At 57.8% G+C, this 19207-nt stretch carries 17 protein-coding genes; 6 read left to right on the top strand and 11 right to left on the bottom strand.

The annotated features are described in order from the left end of the window. Positions 1–27: 27 nt before the first annotated feature. From HUW35_RS14210 to HUW35_RS14200, 3 genes are all read right to left on the bottom strand, one after another. Positions 28–1779 carry a SulP family inorganic anion transporter gene (locus HUW35_RS14210; RefSeq protein WP_255463320.1) on the bottom strand — a complete coding sequence of 584 codons (1752 nt, stop codon included), beginning with the start codon at positions 1777–1779 and terminating at the stop codon, positions 28–30. 12 nt (positions 1780–1791) lie between these two features. Beyond that, a complete protein-coding gene (locus HUW35_RS14205) occupies positions 1792–2199 on the bottom strand; it encodes a TIGR01244 family sulfur transferase (RefSeq protein WP_181252914.1) in 408 nt (135 codons plus the stop codon). Between the two features lie 69 nt (positions 2200–2268). Then, a complete protein-coding gene (locus HUW35_RS14200; RefSeq protein ID WP_181252913.1) occupies positions 2269–3147 on the bottom strand; it encodes an MBL fold metallo-hydrolase in 879 nt (292 codons plus the stop codon). Positions 3148–3294: 147 nt separating this feature from the next. Here HUW35_RS14200 and HUW35_RS14195 point away from each other — a divergent pair, with 147 nt between their 5' ends. The 5 genes from HUW35_RS14195 to HUW35_RS14175 all read left to right on the top strand — a co-directional run bounded on the left by HUW35_RS14195 (position 3295) and on the right by HUW35_RS14175 (position 8667). After that, entirely contained in the window at positions 3295–3618 is a 324-nt protein-coding gene (locus tag HUW35_RS14195; protein ID WP_255463319.1) for a metalloregulator ArsR/SmtB family transcription factor, read from the top strand. A gap of 9 nt (positions 3619–3627) precedes the next feature. Then, positions 3628–4062, top strand: a complete 435-nt coding sequence (locus tag HUW35_RS14190) for a YeeE/YedE family protein (RefSeq protein ID WP_181252912.1) — start codon at positions 3628–3630, stop codon at positions 4060–4062. Between the two features lie 4 nt (positions 4063–4066). Then, a complete protein-coding gene (locus HUW35_RS14185) occupies positions 4067–4498 on the top strand; it encodes a DUF6691 family protein (RefSeq protein ID WP_181252911.1) in 432 nt (143 codons plus the stop codon). A gap of 106 nt (positions 4499–4604) precedes the next feature. Further along, on the top strand, positions 4605–6338 hold the full coding sequence (locus HUW35_RS14180; protein WP_181252910.1) for a SulP family inorganic anion transporter: 1734 nt from the start codon (positions 4605–4607) through the stop codon (positions 6336–6338). A gap of 67 nt (positions 6339–6405) precedes the next feature. After that, on the top strand, positions 6406–8667 hold the full coding sequence (locus HUW35_RS14175; protein WP_181252909.1) for an ATP-dependent helicase: 2262 nt from the start codon (positions 6406–6408) through the stop codon (positions 8665–8667). A 62-nt stretch (positions 8668–8729) separates the two neighbouring features. Here the strand turns inward: HUW35_RS14175 and HUW35_RS14170 are convergent, their stop codons facing one another. The 7 genes from HUW35_RS14170 to HUW35_RS14140 all read right to left on the bottom strand — a co-directional run bounded on the left by HUW35_RS14170 (position 8730) and on the right by HUW35_RS14140 (position 16524). Next, complete coding sequence (locus HUW35_RS14170) at positions 8730–9428, bottom strand: DUF4919 domain-containing protein (protein ID WP_181252908.1); 699 nt, start codon at positions 9426–9428, stop codon at positions 8730–8732. After that, a complete protein-coding gene (locus HUW35_RS14165; RefSeq protein ID WP_255463318.1) occupies positions 9409–10665 on the bottom strand; it encodes a patatin-like phospholipase family protein in 1257 nt (418 codons plus the stop codon). Before HUW35_RS14165 ends, HUW35_RS14170 begins: the two co-directional genes overlap by 20 nt. Positions 10666–10858: 193 nt before the next feature. Next, entirely contained in the window at positions 10859–11863 is a 1005-nt protein-coding gene (locus HUW35_RS14160) for a YhdH/YhfP family quinone oxidoreductase (RefSeq protein WP_181252907.1), read from the bottom strand. A gap of 122 nt (positions 11864–11985) precedes the next feature. Further along, positions 11986–13206, bottom strand: a complete 1221-nt coding sequence (gene sohB, locus HUW35_RS14155) for a protease SohB (RefSeq protein WP_181252906.1) — start codon at positions 13204–13206, stop codon at positions 11986–11988. Positions 13207–13269: 63 nt separating this feature from the next. After that, positions 13270–13920, bottom strand: coding sequence for a cation/multidrug efflux pump (locus HUW35_RS14150; RefSeq protein ID WP_181252905.1), 651 nt, complete (start codon positions 13918–13920; stop codon positions 13270–13272). A 49-nt stretch (positions 13921–13969) separates the two neighbouring features. After that, the gene (gene nudC / locus HUW35_RS14145; protein WP_181252904.1) at positions 13970–14782 is read right to left on the bottom strand and encodes an NAD(+) diphosphatase; all 813 of its coding nucleotides are present in this window, start codon (positions 14780–14782) and stop codon (positions 13970–13972) included. 53 nt (positions 14783–14835) lie between these two features. Then, on the bottom strand, positions 14836–16524 hold the full coding sequence (locus tag HUW35_RS14140) for a hypothetical protein (RefSeq protein WP_181252903.1): 1689 nt from the start codon (positions 16522–16524) through the stop codon (positions 14836–14838). A 311-nt stretch (positions 16525–16835) separates the two neighbouring features. Between HUW35_RS14140 and nhaB the strand changes: the two genes are divergently transcribed. Continuing rightward, positions 16836–18368 (top strand): sodium/proton antiporter NhaB, encoded by a 1533-nt coding sequence (nhaB, locus tag HUW35_RS14135; protein WP_181252902.1) that lies wholly within the window; start codon positions 16836–16838, stop codon positions 18366–18368. A gap of 109 nt (positions 18369–18477) precedes the next feature. On the opposite strand, the gene dnaQ is transcribed toward nhaB, so the two are convergent. Then, positions 18478–19203, bottom strand: a complete 726-nt coding sequence (dnaQ, locus tag HUW35_RS14130; RefSeq protein ID WP_181255729.1) for a DNA polymerase III subunit epsilon — start codon at positions 19201–19203, stop codon at positions 18478–18480. Between the last annotated feature and the right edge of the window lie 4 nt (positions 19204–19207).

Here is a 19207-nt window from a genome sequence, read left to right as displayed (position 1 = left end):
CCCAGGATTTACGTCTTGGGTGCGTTTCTAGCAGCCATCCAGGTTGTCACGCAACGTGGTAAACGCCTGGAACTGAGTGAAGAAGATCTTTCCCGAAAGCATGTCCAGAAAGCCGCTCTTAGACAGCGAATCCATAACCGGCCCCTTGACTTCGGAGAGGTGGAAACAGATCCCGGAAGCGCGCAGCTGCTCGTTGATAGATTCGAGTGTTTCCAGCGCACTCCAGTCAATTTCATTGATGGCGCTACACATCAGGATCACATGCTTGACTTCGGGCGTTGTAGCGATGTCTCCGTAAATCCGCTCCTCGAGAAACGCTGCGTTGGAAAACATCAGGCTTTCATCCACACGGATTGTCAGAATCTGCGGCAGTGTGCGCACCTGGTGACGCTGGATATTACGGAAATGCTCGGTGCCCTCCACCAGCCCGACTTCCGCGATATGTGGTTTGGACGTCCGGTACAGGAACAGCACGATGGATGCCAGCACCCCGCAGGACACCCCCATTTCCACCCCGAACAGCAGGGTCACTACAATCGTCACCAGTACGGCAAAGAAATCGCTGGGCGAATAACGCCAGGTTTTTCGCAGAATGGAAAAATCTACCAGCGAAAGCACCGCAACAATGATCGTCGCCGCCAGTGTGGCCTTGGGCAGGTAATACAGAAACGGAGTGAGGAACATTGCGGCAAGGGCAATACCAAGTGCGGTAAACACACTGGCCAGCTGGGTCTCTGCGCCCGCATCAAAGTTTACTACCGAGCGGGAAAAACCGCCGGTTACCGGAAAGCCACCGGAAAAACCCGAGGCCATATTGGCGGCCCCCAGGCCGATCAGTTCCTGGTTCATGTCTATTTTCTGGCGACGTTTGGCTGCCAGGGTCTTGCCGACAGAAATCGATTCCACATAGCCAATAATGGAAATCATGATCGCCGGCACCAGCAATTGCTGCACCAGTTCCAGAGAAAAATTCGGCCACACAAGCTGCGGCAGGCCACTGGGAATTTCACCCACCAGCTTGACGCCCTTGCCTTCCAGGTCAAACCCGCTGGCGAGAAAAATGGTCGCGAGTACACCGACCACAGGCGCGGCCTTCACGATTAAGCCGGCGGTATTTTTTGATAGCGACAGGCGCTGCAGAACACGCACTGCACTGCCCCGCGACCAGATCAGGAAGAGAACGACACCGGCACCCAGTGCGAGAGAATACAGATTGATCTGCCCGATACCGGCAAACATGGAATGTGCGAGCTCGGGCAGGTTGTCCCCGTGCGCGGTGACGCCCATCAGATGCTTCAGCTGACTGAACGCAATCAGAATCCCGGACGCGGTGATAAACCCGGAAATGACCGGATGGGAAAGAAAGTTGGCGAGAAACCCGAGGCGCAGTACACCCAGCAGAAACAGGAACAGCCCCGATAGCAGCGCCAGCAGCATCGCCGCCAGCAGGTAGTCGGCGGTGTTCTGGGCCGCGACCTGCCCGAGCGCTGCCGCGCTCATCAGCGAAGCGACTGCCACCGGCCCGACCGACAGGGTTCTGCTACTGCCAAACAGCGCATAGGCAATCAGCGGTGCGATACTCGCATAGAGGCCCACTTCCGCCGGCAACCCGGCCAGCAGTGCATAGGCCAGAGACTGCGGAATCAGCATGATGGTGACGATGACCGCTGCCAGCAGATCCTTCTGCAGGGCACTCAGGGAGTAAGCCGGGAGCCAGGCAGCTGCGGGGAGAAAGCGGGCCAGAGAGCGGCCCGCATCCCTACTGAAGAGTTCTTTCACACACAGAGCTCCTCAGTAGCTCACCAGTACGCCACTGATATCAAATCCGGCCTGCTGCGCGGCCTGGTGAAGTTCCTTTCTGTCGGCACCACTCAGGCAGCGCGCCCCCGCCCACAGGTTACAGGAGCGGTTGCCGGTACGGCAGAATGCATGCACCTTCTTGCCGCTATCGAGCAATTCCGCAAAAGCCAGGCAATGTTGTGGCTGCATCTGACCGCGGGAAAACGGAATGGCCACAAAGGTCATCCCGCCCGCTTGCGCGGCCTTCTCGAGCTCGGCAAACGTCGGCTGCCCTTCCGCTTCCTGTTCCGGGCGGTTGCATACCACGACTTCGATACCTTGCTGGCCCAAAGCAGTAATCTGATCCAGTGTCGGCTCCGCGGATACGGACACCAGGGAATCCAGTTGCTTGCTATCCATCACTTACTCCAACTAATTTTTCCGCTGTGAAATATCTCTCGGTGGTATTGCACTTGTGCAATACCGAAATCACAGCTTGTTGATCGGTACCTTGAGATACACGGTGCCATTCTCTTCTGCCGGCGGCATCTGGCCTGCGCGGATGTTCACCTGGATGGATGGCAAAATGAGTCGCGGCATGTCCAGGGTGGCATCGCGCTCTGTACGCATTTTTACAAACTCATCCTCACTCACACCTTCGTGCAAATGGATGTTGCTACGCTTCTGATCACCAACGGTGGTTTCACACTGGTGCTCGCGGCTGCCATTGGGCGGGTAGTCGTGACACATGAACATGCGGGTTTCCGCGGGCATGGACAGTAACTTCTGCACGGACTGATACAAAGCGCGAGCATCGCCACCAGGGAAGTCGCAGCGTGCGCTGCCCACATCCGGCAGGAACAGGGTATCGCCCACAAACAGCGCATCACCGATCAGCCACGCCATATCCGCCGGGGTGTGACCGGGCACATAGATAACCCGCCCTTCCAGCGCGCCGATCTTGAAGGTATCGCCGTCGTGGAACAGGTGGTCAAACTGCGAGCCGTCCACCAGAAACTCTTTTTCCAGGTTGAACACGTCGCGAAAAATACCCTGAACCTGACGAATGTGGTCACCAATGGCGATCTTGCCGCCGAGCTGCTCGCGCACAAACGGCGCTGCCGACAAGTGGTCCGCATGGGCGTGGGTCTCCAGTACCCACTCGACCGTAAGGTCATTCTCCCGCACGAACTGCACGATCTTTTCCGCGCCTTCTGTGCTGGTGCGGCCCGAGGCCTGGTCAAAGTCGAGAACCGCATCGATCACCGCCGCGGAGCCGCCTGCGCGGTCGTAAACCACATAGCTCCAGGTCTCTGTGGCGGTGTCGAGAAACGGTTGTACAAGTGGGTGACGATCGGCTTCAGTCATAGTCTGCATCCTGGGTACCCCTTCAACAGGCCGCGTTCCGGCCATATAGAACAAATGGGAATATTTAAATAACCAGAACAAATATACTTGTGAACGATATACATTTCAATATAATGTTTTTAACTTAACTGTTCTGCGGAGCTTCCTATGCCGGCCATGCCTGACAACGGCGACATCCAGCTAGACAAGATGCGGGCAGCTGCCGGGGAGGCCTCCCTGCTGCTGCGTTCGCTGGGCAATCAGGATCGCCTGCTACTTCTCTGCCAGCTGTGCGAGGAAGAGCTGTGTGTGGGCGACCTGGAAGAGCGCCTGGACATCCGCCAGCCCAGCCTTTCGCAACAACTGGGTGTGTTGCGCCGGGAGGGCCTGGTAACCACCCGCAGGGAAGGCAAACGGGTGTATTACCGGGTCGCTGACCCGAAGGTTCTCACCCTGCTACAAACTTTGTATCAACTGTATTGCGCGGAGTAACTCGCCACCATGAACATCGACTGGAACGCATTTACCCCCCTGACCGCCCTCGCCGGCGGCCTTCTGATCGGACTTGCCAGCGCATGGCTCATCCTGATGAACGGCCGCATCGCCGGAATCTCCGGCATCCTGGGCGGCCTGCTGAATAACGAACGCGGTCAGCGCGGCTGGCAATTCGCCTTCATCCTGGGGCTGCTGGCCGGGCCCGCCATCTGGGGAATATTCCACGCCCTCCCCGCGATCGAGATCCGCGCCAGCTATCCGGTACTGATCGCTGCCGGCCTGCTAGTGGGTATCGGTACGCGTTACGCTGCCGGCTGCACCAGCGGGCACGGTGTTTGCGGTCTTTCGCGCCTGTCGCCCCGGTCACTGGCCGCCACCATGACCTTTATGTTTGGTGGCTTCGCCACTGTGTATGTCGTCCGCCACCTGCTGGGAGCCTGAAGCAATGAATAAAGTCACTCTTTCCGCCTTTGTTTCCGGTTTGATTTTCAGCTTCGGCCTGCTGCTGTCCGGCATGGCCAACCCGGAAAAAGTCCTCGGTTTTCTCGACCTGTTCGGCGCCTGGGACCCATCCCTGGCCCTGGTCATGGGCGGCGCCATCGCCGTGGGGCTACCCGCTTTTACGCTGGCGAAAAAACGTCAGACTGCCGTTCTCGGAGGTGAAATCAACCTGCCTACCAAGCGCGAGCTCGACAAACGCCTGTTGCTTGGCAGCCTGGTTTTCGGCATTGGCTGGGGGCTCGCGGGCTTCTGTCCAGGCCCGGGCATTGTGGCAACCGGCGCCGCAGAAGCCGGTGCGCTGGTTTTCACTCTGGCGATGGTGACCGGCATGCTCGTATTCCGCGGGTTTGAAAATCGAAACCGGGCGGCCAGCTAAGCGGAGCGAACATACGGCACGGAATCCGCTGTCACTGGCGGAGCCCGCATTGCACCAGCTATCCTGTTGAGGTCTACCCTGCCCCCGACCTCAAACAGCACAAGCAATGCGGGTTAAAAACTTCTTTCCCAACTGGCTGACAAGTTACCAGCGCCAGTGGCTGCCAGCAGACCTCACAGCAGCTCTGGTGTCCGGTATGTTACTGGTGCCTCAGGGGCTGGCCTATGCACTGCTCGCCGGCCTGCCGCCCCATGTGGGCCTTTACGCGAGTCTGCTCCCCCTGATTGCCTACGCTACCTTCGGCAGTAGCAGCGCCATGTCCGTGGGGCCTGCGGCCGTCCTTTCCCTGATGACCGTGTCGGCCCTGTCGTCACTGGCGGCCATCGGCAGCCCTGCCTATATCGCCGCTGCGATCATGCTCACCCTGCTCAGCGGCCTTTTCCTTTTCCTGATGGGGCTGTTCAAGCTGGGCGCACTTTCCAATCTGTTGAGCCACCCCGTCATCAGTGGTTTTGTCTCTGGTGCCGCCGCACTGATCATCGTCGGCCAGCTGCCCGCCATCCTCGGCATTGAGGCGGAGGGGGACACGGCTTCGGTGAAGCTGTTTCACGTGCTGGAGAACCTGCCACAGGCGCACTTACCTACCATGGCATTCGGTGTCGCCACGGCGGCCATATTGATTTTCAGTCGCCTGTGGCTGCCGATGCTGCTGTTCCGACTGGGCACACCGAAACAGATCGCACGCCTCGCCGCTCGGCTGATGCCCATGTTATTGGTGCTCTGTGCAATTGCTCTGGTGCACTGGCTCAAGCTCGGCGACAAGCTCGCCATCGTCGGTGAGATTCCCGCCGGGCTGCCGAAGTTGTCGCTACCGGATTTCCGCTGGGCCATGATCTACCAGCTATTGCTGCCAGCGCTGATTATTGCGCTGCTCGGGTTTGTGGAAAGCCACTCCATTGCCCAGGCGCTGGCAGCCCGGCGCGGTGAACGTCTCAATGCGGACGGCGAATTGCTGGGTTTGGGTGCAGCGAACATCACCAGCGCACTTTCCGGCGGCCTGCCCGTGGCCGGGAGTTTTTCCCGCACAGCGGTCAATGCCGAGGCCGGGGCCAAGTCACCACTGGCCGGGGTATTGTCGGCCCTGCTGATGATCCCGATCCTGCTGTATCTCACCGGACTGTTCAGTGAGCTGCCACTGACCGTACTCGCAGCCATCATCATCGTTGCCGCCGCCAGCCTGTTTGACTTTAAAGGCTTCGTGCACAACTGGCGTTACGACCGAACCGACGGTATCGCCATGCTGTGCACCTTTGCCGGCGTTCTGTTGTTTGGCGTGGAAGTGGGCATTGCACTGGGAATAGGGCTTTCCTTCGCTACCTTGATCTGGCGCAGCAGCCGCCCGCATATTGCTGTGGTTGGCCGTATGCCAGGCACCGAACACTTCCGCAATGTGGTGCGCTACGATGTGGAAACACAGAAGAACCTGCTGTTCCTGCGTATCGATGAAAGCCTGTTTTTCAGCAATATCAGCGCCGTGGAAGACCGCCTGCTGAGCGAGTTGAAACGCCATCCGGACACCCGCGAGCTGGTGTTGATCCTCTCTTCCGTGAGCCGCATTGACGGCACCGCTCTGGAGCGTCTGCAACAGATCAACAAGGACCTCAGAAACCGCGATATTCGCCTGCATCTGTCGGAAGTCAAAGGCCCGGTGCTGGATCGTCTGAGCCGCTCCAAGCTTCTCGAGCACCTCACCGGTCGAGTATTTCTGTCCTCTTACATCGCAGAACTGGCCTTGCAACGGGAGGCCGAAGATCCCCCCGCAGCCACCGATAGCGTATAAAAGACCTGTACCCGCCCCCTCAATACTGGCAATATATCCAGTATTTTTCAGGCAGTGCAGAGTTTTCATGTCAGGTGACGAGTCCCATCTCACGGATGAGCAAAAGGCCATCGCCAACCATCCCGGCGGTCATGCAAAAATCATTGCGGTAGCCGGGTCCGGCAAGACCACCGCCCTGCTCCACTACATCAAAAACCGGCTGGGAGCAGGCATTGCGCCGCAGGACATGCTGGTACTGATGTACAACCGGAGTGCCAAAGAGGACTTCAGCCAGCGCCTCAAGGCCCTGTGTGGAAACAGGGTCCCCGCGGTGAATACCTTTCACAGTATTGGCTACCGCCTGTATCAGCGCATGATTGCCCGCGGACACCTGGCCCCGGTCAACCTCAGCCCGCTGCCGCAATCACTGGTACAGCTGCAGATCTGGAAAGCGATTGAAGCCTGCGCGCCGCCCGATGAACTCGAAGATATCCGCGCGCGCAAGCAATCGGAGACTGAGGCCGCAGAGTTTTTTGTCGATTACACCAAAACCATTCTTACCGGTGACCTGAGCGCGTTTCAGCAACTCAAGCTGGGCGACGAATATCTGTATTTTCTGAAGGTATTCCGTCATTTCGAGGACTGGCGGCGCGAACAGAAAGCGGTGACCTACGCGGACCTCATTTACGACCCTGCGATACTGTTTAGCATGCGGCCAGAAGTTGCCGAAGAATACGGCAGCTGCTACCAGGATATCCTGGTGGATGAATACCAGGATATCAATGCGGTGCAGCACTACCTGCTGCGCGTCCTGTACGGAAAATCCGGTAACGTAATCGCCATCGGTGACCCGGATCAGACCATCTACGAGTGGCGCGGGTCGCGCCCGGAATTTCTGTTGCGCCTGTTCGATGGGGACTTCCCGACCTCCAACACCTATCAACTGAGCCGCACTTTTCGCTACGGGCACAGCCTGTCCCTGGCTGCCAACCACTTCATTCACAACAACCGCGAGCGCGCGGACGTGTTCTGTCTTTCCGGCAGACCCGATGCAGAGACCCAGCTGCATCAGGTAAGCACCGGCAATGAGGGCAAGTGGCTGGTGGATCATGTACGCCGCTGCCAGAAGCAGGGGCTTCCCCTCGGCGAAATCGCCATACTGGTCCGCCTCTGGTCACTGGCGGCCCCCCTGGAGCTGGCGCTGCTGGCAAACAACATTCCCTACCGCTCCGGTAACCGCAATACGGTACTCTCCCGCCGCGAATTGCGCCCGCTGTTCTGGAGCCTGAATATTGCCGCGGGCCGATTTGCCGAGCAGACTGCAAAGCGTCGCGCACAGGGCCTCTATGAGTGGCTCACCGCCCCGCATATTCGCATCGCCCGCGCGGTACTCGAGCCTGTGTGTGAACGACTCAGCCAGTACAGCAGCGGATGGGGCAAACAGTTACTTAAACTGATTCCCGAATCCCTCAGCCAGCCGCAAATCAAGCGCCTGCGCCAGCGCGCGGAACTGTTACAGCAGGTGGAAAAGTGGCGCGGCCATGGCGGTGAACTGGTGCGCCGCCAGCTGGGAGAGCTGGATTACCTGAGCGGTATTGGCGACGACGCATTCAATCGCCAGCAGGCCGAAGAAAAGCAACAGACCATCCTCGCGTTTTGCCAGTATCTGGATCAGCTGCACCAACCCCCGAGGGAAACCCTCGAACACCTGCAACAGCTGCAGCAACAACATCGCAGCCGGGATCAATCCACGAGTAACGACGAGGATACCGGGCCTGCTGAAGCCATCCAGATCACCACCATGCACCAGGCCAAGGGGCTGGAATGGGATCAGGTAATCATTCCGGCCCTGACCGTACACAACATGCCCTACCAACCGCAGCGCGACTTTTCCACGCCCGCCTCGACGGAGAGCGAACGCCGCCTGATGTACGTGGCAATGACCCGGGCGAAAAAGCAGTTGTACCTGCTGACCCCGGCACAGGAAGCCGATAAAGGCAAGGTAACGAGCAGTGATTCGGAACAGAAACCGTCGCTGTTTCTGGATGAAATGCACCTTTCACTCAGCAACCTGCTGGGCGAGACACTGCGAACCCGCCCGGACAATATCACCACCCGGGTGCCGATAACCCGGCTTGCCCTCAGGTACCTGGCTGCCTGCGATTACAATCCGGATATCAATGCACCGCAGGCAGTGCAGAAAAAACCGCAGCTGGGAGAAAGTATTCGCCACCAGAAGCTGGGCTATGGGCGGGTAATCAAATGGGAGGATGAGCGGGTGGAAATTCTGTTCAGCGACCGCAAAACACGCCGCTTTGATTGGGAAAAACTCAGCCAATTCCTGATGTGAGGGGTGAACGGCTAAAGAAGGTAAACGCGCAGCTCCGGGGCTGCGCTGGCCATCAGGAAGACTTACTCCCCCCCGGAGCCCCGGGCAAACTGCTGGCTTACATCAAAAAACAGCGGATATTCTTCACCAGACTCGGGGTCGCGCACCTGCATTTTGTCGTAGATTCCCTGCTTGTCATACACGATGGACTGATCGAGTACCTGCAGGCCTTTCAAACGTACGAAGCCCCGCAATTCAGAGGTGCTGATGGTAAGGAAAGCACTCTCCTGGGATTTGCCGTCGCCGCTGTTTTCGATGGAGGTCATCAACCCCTCCACCATATAGCGGTGTTGGTCCTCGCGTTCAAACTCGCCCGCCTGTCCACTGCACACGACCCCAATCATATGCGCTTCCAGGCTCATGTAATTGGTCTTCAGTACCCGGTCGACGTTGTGCAGGCAATTGTCAAAATCCGCCTGCTCCACCGAGCTGTAGGCTTCCGGTAAACCTTCCAGCTTCATCCCGCCATAGGGATTATATTCTGGAGATTGCACGTAGGCCTTGCGCAGGCGGTCAAAGTCCAGGGTAAAACTCAGCTGATAAGCTTCTCGTAGCAGTTGCCGGTATTCGCTCTGGTTTTGCTGACGCAGAGCCCCATCGCTGTCGGTATCCTGGGTAACAGTGCCACTACAGGCAGCGAGCGCCGCGCACAGACCAATCGCCAGCCCGCGCTGGATGTTTCCGCGGAGGGTAAAATACGTTTCAGGACGGAGTATTGCCATTGCTTGCTTCCGTTGCCGGTTTGACCCGGATTCCAAATAAACTTTTTTGTTGGGCTTCCACCAGCTGGGTCCGCGGACGGAGAAAATCCCGCAATTTTTCCCGCTCCCACATCGCATCCTGGTAACCCAACTCCATCAGTTCGCCCAAGTAAGGCTGTTCAAACAGGAGATAGCTGGCCGCAGAAGCCCCGCCACCAGAAGTCGTGGCACCGGTGGAGCGGAACAGCCAGCGCAGTGCCGGCGGCAGGTAACGCACCTTGCGTCCCGCAATTCGATCCAGACTCTGGCTCGGTTCAATCACTGCCGACTCCACAGCGCGCAAAGGCGCCAGCTCCGGCAGGAGTTTTTCGTCCACCGAGTCCAGTAGCAGATTCACCCTGTCGAGGTGCTCGAGGTCCCCTTCAAGGCTGTCGATAAATGCTGCGTTGAACAGCTGACCGCCAATTTGCGCCAGCGATGGGGAATGCTTTGCCACCGTGCGCCGCTTCCCCCAGTGTACCGGGGAGCGGTTGTCCGAGACACCCACCACAAACACACGGCTTGCGCCCAGGTGCAATGCCGGGCTGATCGGCGCCAACTGTCGCACGGCGCCATCGCCAAAATATTCGTCGCCAATTTTAACCGAAGGGAACAGCGTGGGAATCGCGGCCGAAGCCATCAGGTGCTCCACCGTAAGCTCGGTTCGCTCGCCGCATCGCCGGAAACGCCGCCACTCTTTCAGGTCTTCACTACCCTGAAAAAAGCTGACCGACTCGCCCTGGTTGTAGGACATAGCGCTGATGCTGACCGCACGCAGGCGCCCCTCATCGATATTGCGCTGGATATTGCCAAACGGCACCACCTCCGTAACCAGCTCTCGCAGTGGAAGATTATCCAGAAGCGCGAGAGGCTTGCGGCGCGCAACACCGTGGTTAAAAAAGGATCGCGAGATGGTAAAGATATTCCCGAGCAGGCTGCTCAAGTTGCTGCGATAGATCTGATCGACGGTAAGGCCCAGCCACAGGTCGTAAAGACGCGCCACCGCCTCCTTGAAGGTCCCGGTATGCGTGGCCAGCACCAGCGCATTCACGGCCCCGGCTGATGTGCCACAAATGATCTTGAATGGATGAGGCTCGGAATCCGGCGTCAGCTCCGCCAGCGCTTTCAGCACACCCACCTGGTAAGCCGCACGGGCGCCACCGCCGGAAAGCACGAGCGCGCCGGCGTTGTGAGATTGGGGAGGGGGCGGGATATTCACCGACAAAGCTTGCTACCAGATCGACAAAACCAGGGATATTTTTTCCAATCTGCCCATATCTCGAGCGATCTATCCCATGGGAAATTATTTTGGCCATAGGGCACTGTGGTTCAGCATAGCAGGCAACAGGCGCGCCTGACACCGAGGTCATGGCAAGGCTGCGTGCAATTTCACAGTTTTGACCACAATCGCGTTATCGGGTCATATCCACTACGTAACGCCCTATGCCGTGGCCCCGATGCAGTCGCGCGAGAAATTCCGGCGCCTGATCCAGGGAGATGTCCTCGGCAATCTTCTGCAGCTGCTCGCCGATATACCAGTCTCCCGCGAGCTTCTCCCATACCTCGGTCTTCTTTGGCAAGGGGAGCTCCACACTGTCCACACCCAAAAGGCTGATACCGCGGAGAATAAAGGGAAATACATTGGCCTGAAACTGCGCGCCCGAAGCCATACCGCACGCGGCAACACCGCCGCCGTACTTGAGGCACTTGATGACATTGAACAGGGTTTCCCCACCCACTGAATCCACCGCCCATGCCCACAGAGGCTTGGCAATGGCCTTGTCCGCAAACGGTGCCAGGGTTTCCCGGTCGAGGACTTTCCAGGCTCCCAGACTGGTGAGGAATTCCGCTGACTCCAGCTTGCCGGTCACCGCAGCCACCTTGAAGCCGAGCTTCGCCAACAGTGCCACGGCGATGGAACCCACGCCGCCAGTAGCGCCGGTGACCAGTACCTCGCCGTCCGCAGGCCGGGCACCGGCTTCAAGCAGCTTCTCGACACACAGTCCTGCGGTCAGTCCCGCAGTCCCCAGGGTCATGGCCTCGCGCGCGGTGAGCCCTTCCGGCAGGCGCGCCACCCATTCGACTGGCGTGGCAATCCGCTCGGCAAGGCCGCCGGAAGTATTCATCCCCAGGTCATAACCGGTTACCAGCACCCTGTCGCCGGGGGCAAAGGTACCGCTTTCATCGGAGATCACCGTACCCGCCGCATCAATACCCGGGGTATGCGGGTATTCCCGGGTAACTGCACGATTACCAAACGCCGACAGCGCATCCTTGTAATTCAATGAAGAATGGGTGACAGCGATAGCAACCGGATAATCCGGCAGCTGGGATACAAGACGATCAACGATTACCTGATCGTATTTCCCCGCAGCCACCTCCTCTACCAGCATCGCGCGAAAAGTATTGCCAGCCATAACAATTCCCTTAACCGATCCGAGCATACTGATGCCGGTCTATCCGCGAGCCGCACCCAAAAAAAGCACGGCCCCGCTCCTGAACGAATTCCTGAGAGAGCCCCCCGAAAGACGCCCTATTTTCACTGTGCCTGATGACGCCAGGCGGCGAGACGGGATAACAAACGGGACAGCGCCCCCTCTATCCCTGCCTGCGCAGCAAAACCAATTTTCTTGGCGATATTCTGGCGCTCTTTGTACTCGACCTGGAACAGGTCCGAGTTCTCCGCGCGCGCGGTGAGATACTCATCCGATGTCTTGATCTCATCGATAAGCGCGAGGTCCAGGGCACGCTGACCGAACCATACTTCCCCGGTAGCCACTTTGCCGATATCCAGCTGCGGGCGATACTCCGATACAAAGTGCTGAAACAGCGTATGGATTTCCTCCAGATCACTCTGGAATTTCTCTTTTCCTTCCGGCGTATTTTCCCCGAACATGGTCACTGTGCGCTTGTATTCACCGGCGGTAAACAGCTCGAAATCCACGTCATTTCTCTGCAGCAGGCGGTGGAAGTTCGGCAACTGTGCAACAACACCGATCGACCCGAGCATTGCAAACGGTGCTGCCAGAATACGATCCGCCACACAGGCCATCATGTAACCGCCACTGGCCGCCACCTTGTCTACGACGATGGTCAGTTTGACGCCAGCACTGCGTACCCGCGCCAGCTGGCTGGCCGCGAGGCCGTAGTTTGCGACCATCCCCCCGGGGCTCTCCAGACACACAACCACCTCATCGCCCTTTTCCGCGATCTGCAAAATTGCAGTGATTTCTTCGCGCAGGTTGGTCAAGGCACTGGCCTTGATATCCCCGTCAAAATGCACCACAAACAGACGCTTGCGTGCATCCGCCTGCGCTCCAGTTGCCACAACGGGCTCATCTGCAGTTGCATCGCTCACCTCCCCGCTGACACCGGCCTCTGCATCTGCCTCGGCCTGCTCCGCCGCTTTCACTTCGCGGCTCTCGTTCGCGCCAGTTTTTTTCGCTTCTTCCTTGCGCGCTTTGGCCGCCGCTTTCAGTTCTGCTTTGCGCTTTTTCGCATTCGCCTTGGCTTCCGCTTTCTTGTCTTTTTCCTGCTGCTTTCTGCGCTCGTTGTAATCGGCATGGTCCATCACCGCCTCGAGCAAGGTTTCTTTCATTTCCTCAAAGCGGTCATTCAAACGGGTTACGGCAATATGACCGGGCTGCCGATCCTTGGTGTGTGCCCGATTGGCAACGATGATTCCGATTACCACCAACAGTGCCACCACAACAGTGACCACCTTCGCCAGAAACAGGCCGTACTCACTCAAAAATTCCACTCAACCCCCAATTACTATCGGTTCTTTTAACTGCTATCGGTTCTTGCAACTGCCTGTCTGGCTCTACTGCCACTCGTTCAACGCCGAACGCGCCTGCTGATTTAGCGGGCGCGCAAGCAGCCCTGTATGACTGATCCGCACCTCGTATACAGCACCGTCTTCCATAGGCAAGAAAGTAGCACTGCCATAGACCGCGTCCACAATCGGCAGCCGGTTATCCATATTGCGCAAAGTGCTCCATACGTCGACCACATGGCCGCTTTCATCCAGGGCGTATACGGAGCGCTCCTTGTTGCGCTCGTCCTGCAACGTAAGATAGCGCCCGCTCAGGCGGTCCAATCGATAAGCCGGCTCGATGCCCCAACGCGCAAGAGCGCCTTTCCACTTCAACATCCTGGCATCCAGCTGCCACTGGTCTCCATAGAGTTCAAACTCCTTGGAAATACCGTCGTCATCGGCAAATTTCACCATGAAGTGCTGATCGCCAAGGCGCTCGAAGGAAACCGTACCGACGCTGTGCTCTTCCGCCAGGTTGCGATAACTGTAGACATCGAGCGCCACCAGCACGATCAGTAACGCCCCTGCCAATAGCAACAGGCCGACGGTGCCTCGCAGAAAACCCAACAACCAGCTGCCTTTAAGCAGTACCTTGCCGCCCCAAAACACCAGTAACAGAGCGACAAAGGCGATCAGAAATGTAATCGCGATATACATTATCTTGTTCCTTGCCTAATAATTATTCAGCCAAGGGCAATAGCGCCCTTCACCCTTTTTGTTCGATAAATGTTCGTATCAATTGTCCCGAGAGGGTTTCTGCCGGAGGAATGGTTGCCGGGACTTCATTGCGATGGAACCAGCGCGCCTCGGAAATTTCCTCCTGATCAGGCACCAGAGTGCCGCCCACGGCCTCTACCAGGAAACCGATCATCAGCTGTCCGGGAAATGGCCAGGACTGGCTGCCCACATAACGCGCACGTCCGGTTTCAAGCCCGACTTCTTCAAGCACTTCGCGCGCGAGTGCCTGTTCCGCGTTTTCACCCGGCTCGATAAAGCCTGCCAGCGCAGTGTGCAGTGCCTGGCGATGCCTGGCATGTCGCGCCAGCAGACACTCGTCTCCGCGCGTCACCAGCATGATGACACAGGGCGAGATACGGGGGTACACCGCCAGCGTGCAGTGATCGCACACCCTTGCGCGGTCCCGCGAGTGGTACACGGTGCGAAGACCACAGCGCCCACAGAACTGGTGGTCCAGATCCCAATTCACAATCTGCATCGCGCGGCCAACCAGGAAAAACACCGACTCCTCGACGACGCCCAACAGGCTGCGTAGGCTGCGCCACTCGCAGCCGGGAAAATCCAGGCGAATCGGCAGATAATGCACGCCACAGCTGTCGCCCCGCCACTCTCCCAGGTAGTGGCTGGCAACTTTATCTTTAACCGCAGGGGGAAACTGTACGGGGAGGGAAGCGTGAATGGGCCCCTGGGCCGAGCAAAGCACTTCGCCACTGGACACAACGATGTGCTGCTGAAATTCCGGGTGCGGCAATACACACCCGGCGGGACTGAAATCTGTCATAGAAAACTAAAGCTCGCCGGATCACGGCCCCAAGACTGCACCATGGGCCTGAATCAGGCAACCTCCACCGGATACCCGAGCGCCTCGAGGCTCTCGACAGCCAGGTCCAGAGATTGCTTGTCCGCATCCCGGTGGAGCTTCACTTCACCGAGGTAGTATTCAAGACTGATTATCGCGTCGGCGAATATTTCCAGCGACTGCTCGACGGCGGGCGCGACGTTTTTCTGATCGATCACCGCGTCGACAAAATGCACCAGCCGCTCAACCACGGCGGCGGCGCGCGAAAGGCTCAGCACAACCAGCCCGCCGCGCACACTGTTGAGTGTGGTGGAGACATTGCGAATATGGCCATGATCAAAGCCGGAATCCGCATAAGAGGCCAGCGCACGTTTGATCAAAGAGAGGCCCGCCTCCGCTTCTTTCAGTACGGCGAGCTCAGCCTCCGCGAGCTGACTGCGCTCCAGTGCGATATCCGCCTGTCCGGTTTCGTCCAGTTCGATACAGGAACTCTGACGCAGGGCACGAATGGTGCTGTCGACAGTCAGGATCTGGTTGGTGAGTTGCTGCAGGGCATTATCCGCTGAACGTCCACCGGCCAAGGCACAGCTTTGGTAAGCGTTGAGGGAACCGGCCAGGTTTTCACCGATTCTGCGGAAATTGAGCAGTACCAGGGTATTGGCGATTCGGCGCAGGGTTTCCACCATGCCGTCCTCACCATCCAGGCCAGTCACTCCGATCATTTCGGCGTCATCCAGCATACGCCGGACCCCGGACAACTCTTCGTCCAGGGCATTGGCAACGGCCGCAATGGCGGTAGCACCGGGCCCACCCAGACTGGCACGATCGCGTTCCAGCTCCGGCTCGCGGTATGGGAGAGGCTTCACGCCAAAAACCTGCAGCATCTTTTCACCCTGCCCGGCCAGAGCCAGCCAGTACAGACACTCTTTGACCAGCACCGGCGGCGCGGCCTGGTCCAGCGCGGCGTCGCCATCGCGCGTAATGTTACGCAATCGGCGATCCAGCATACTAAAGACCATTACCCGCTGACGGTTCACCAGCATTTCACTGGAAGCCATGGCAGTGATCGCCGCACTTGCAACGGTCCATAGCTTACCGTTCGGCCGACCGGCGCAGACACTAGCGATACGCTGCAGCGCACGGGCCATCATGGTGTACGCCGGTCCCCGTGGCTTGCCCTTGAGCAAGGCCAGCAGACCAACCTGGTACATGTGCCGGAAGCGCCGCACAAAGGTCTTCAGATCTTCCGACATCACCGCGGAAGAGACTGCACCCGGCACGTTGGCATCCAGTCGGCAGCGCAAGAAATGACTCTCGGGCACTGGCGCCTGGGCGCGGGCCAGCCGCAGGTTATTAATATAGGGAACCAGCAGTTCCGGACGCGGTGCGGCCCGGTTTTGAACAAAATCCAGATAGCGGGTCAGCACATAAAATGCGGTGCCCACCCCTTCCAACAACTCCTGGGGGGATTGCTGCCGGTCCTGCAGCAGGTCGCCCATAGCCGTCAGCATTTCCTGGGCGAGGAGCTCTGCCGCGGTCAGCTGGACCATCTGCAGGACGCCACTCACTTGCCTCAGCGCCTGAATACAATTCTCCAGAGCCGGCTTATCCGTGTGGTCAGCCGCGAACTGATCCAGATAGCTCGTCGCTCCCTCGATACTCGTAACCAGCTCTTCTTTTACCAGACTGACAGAAGTCAGGTTGATCTCGCGCAATTCACTCATTGCCTACACCACTGCAATCTTTATTGAATTATTCCTGCCCGGTGCCACTACCATTCCTCCATATAGTGACTTTCCTCCCCTGCCCGCGCTGTGCGTCGGGAAACAATCGGGGCAGAAAAGCAATTTATACCAAACCGCACGATAGTCCACCTTTAACCACCTCATTTCCATCGAACAATCGACAAAACCGGGGCACAGGCTCGACAACCGGTAAAACCAATTGAATTTTTCACGGGAAATGGGTAGGTTTCCGAACGCCTCGTCCTGCCCAAGTACGGGGCCTACGGGGAAATAAGGAAGTAGTAATAAATATGAACGCGCTCAACGACACCATGCCAAGAGCAGATGGCGGCATCGGCCGGGCTTTTACCGATAACTTTCTAGGTGAAGCACCCGATTGGTACAAGCTTACCATTGCCGTATTTTTGATCATCAATCCGATCTTGCTTTACGCCACCTCGCCGTTTATTACTGGCTGGGTATTGATTGGCGAATTCATTTTCACTCTCGCCATGGCGCTCAAGTGCTACCCATTACAACCCGGCGGCCTGCTCGCGATTGAGGCGGTGCTACTGGGTATGACCAGCAGCGACTCGGTTTTCCGGGAAGTCACCGATAATATCCAGGTAATCCTGCTGCTGATGTTCATGGTTGCAGGTATTTACTTCATGAAAAGCCTGCTGCTGTACGTGTTCACCAAATTGCTGATCATGGTGCGCTCCAAAACCACGCTCTCCCTGCTGTTTTGTGGAGTATCCGCAATTCTTTCCGCATTCCTCGACGCATTGACCGTGACTGCAGTCCTCATCAGTGTCGCCGTTGGGTTTTACGCGGTGTATCACAAGGTAGCGTCCAACCGGCAGCCACATCACGAACACGATCACTCAAAAGATGATGAAGTGGTGGAATATCACCGCTCCGACCTCGACCAGTTCCGCGCATTTCTGCGCAGCCTGATTATGCACGGCGCTGTCGGCACAGCCCTCGGCGGTGTCTGCACCCTGGTGGGCGAGCCCCAGAACCTGCTTATCGCAGAAAAAGCCGGCTGGGACTTCGTTCAGTTTTTCGTCAACATGGCACCGGTCACCATGCCTGCATTTGCCGCGGGCCTGATTACCTGCGTCCTGCTGGAAAAAATGGGCATCTGTGGTTACGGAGCCAAGCTCCCCGACGCGGTGCGCGATGTGCTGGCCAACTTCGCTCGTGAGCAAGAAGAGAAACGCACCCAGCGGGATATTGTTGAGCTGTGGGTTCAGGGTATTGTCGCTGCACTACTGGTGCTGTCCCTCGCCTTTCACGTGGCGGAAGTCGGCATTATCGGCCTGATGGTTATCGTATTACTGACTTCTTTTAACGGCGTTATCCAGGAAGCGCGTATTGGCCACGCATTTGAAGAGGCATTGCCGTTTACCGCACTCCTGGTTGTGTTTTTTGCCATCGTTGCCGTCATTCATGAACAGCACCTGTTTGAGCCAGTCACCCACTTTGTGCTCAGCCTCGAGCCAGAACAACAACCGGGCATGCTGTTCCTGGCCAATGGCCTGCTCTCCATGATCAGCGACAATGTGTTTGTGGCAACGGTTTATATCAACGAGGTCAAAACGGCGCTGACCGCTGGCGATATTACCCGCGAGCACTTCGATAAGCTGGCCATCGCCATCAACACCGGCACCAACCTGCCGAGCGTCGCCACCCCGAATGGACAGGCTGCGTTCCTGTTCCTGCTCACCTCCGCTCTGGCACCGCTGATCCGACTATCCTACGGAAAGATGGTTATCATGGCCCTGCCATATACCATCGTTCTCACTGCCGTTGCGCTGTTCTGTGTGGTGACAACGCTCTGAAGTCTGACACTACTGATTGTTACCATTAAAAAAAGGGGCCGTTTGGCCCCTTTTTTTAATGCGCGATTTAACCGCTCATTGCGGGCACCCGGTGCCCTGCTTCGCATTATTACCAGAAGTGTTTGCCCGCTGCCTTTTCCAACAGCGCAAGAAAATCTCCGTGGGCCTGCTCCTCTTCTGCGCTGGCCCGCACCACCGACAGAGGGGCCCGATCTGCGCTCAAGCGGCGAATTGTACCCGCCTCCATCTGCTGACTTTCCTCGTCGCTCCCCTCTTCCGAGCCACCACCGGTGCCGGCAAGCATCAGATCGGTCTGGCCCCCGGTCATCAGCAGGTAGACGTCGGCGAGGATCTCCGCATCGAGCAGCGCGCCGTGCAGGTCGCGCTGGGAGTTATCGACAAAGTACCGCTTACACAGGGCATCCAGGTTGTTTTTTTGCCCCGGGTGCTTTTCCCGCGCCAGGGTGAGCGTATCCAACACACCACAATGGGCAGCAACCGTCTGCCAACGGGGGTTACCCAGTCGCTTTAGCTCTGCATCGATAAAGCCCACATCGAACGGTGCATTGTGAATCACCAGCTCCGCGCCGTCGCAGAAAGTCATGAACTCATCGGCGATCTGAGAAAAGACCGGCTTGTCTGCGAGAAATTCATTGGTGATTCCGTGCACTTCAATTGCCCCGTCGTCGACCTCGCGCTGGGGATTGATGTACTGGTGGTAGTGCTTGCCGGTAAGCTTACGATTGATCAGCTCGACACAGCCGATCTCAATAATGCGATGCCCGGACTTGGGGTCGAGGCCTGTGGTTTCTGTATCGAGTACGATCTGACGCATGGAT

This window comes from Microbulbifer sp. YPW1 (genome assembly GCF_013367775.1).
Lineage (GTDB): Bacteria > Pseudomonadota > Gammaproteobacteria > Pseudomonadales > Cellvibrionaceae > Microbulbifer.
Note: the sequence above shows the minus strand (reverse complement) of the source record. Positions and strands in the feature narration are given on the sequence as shown.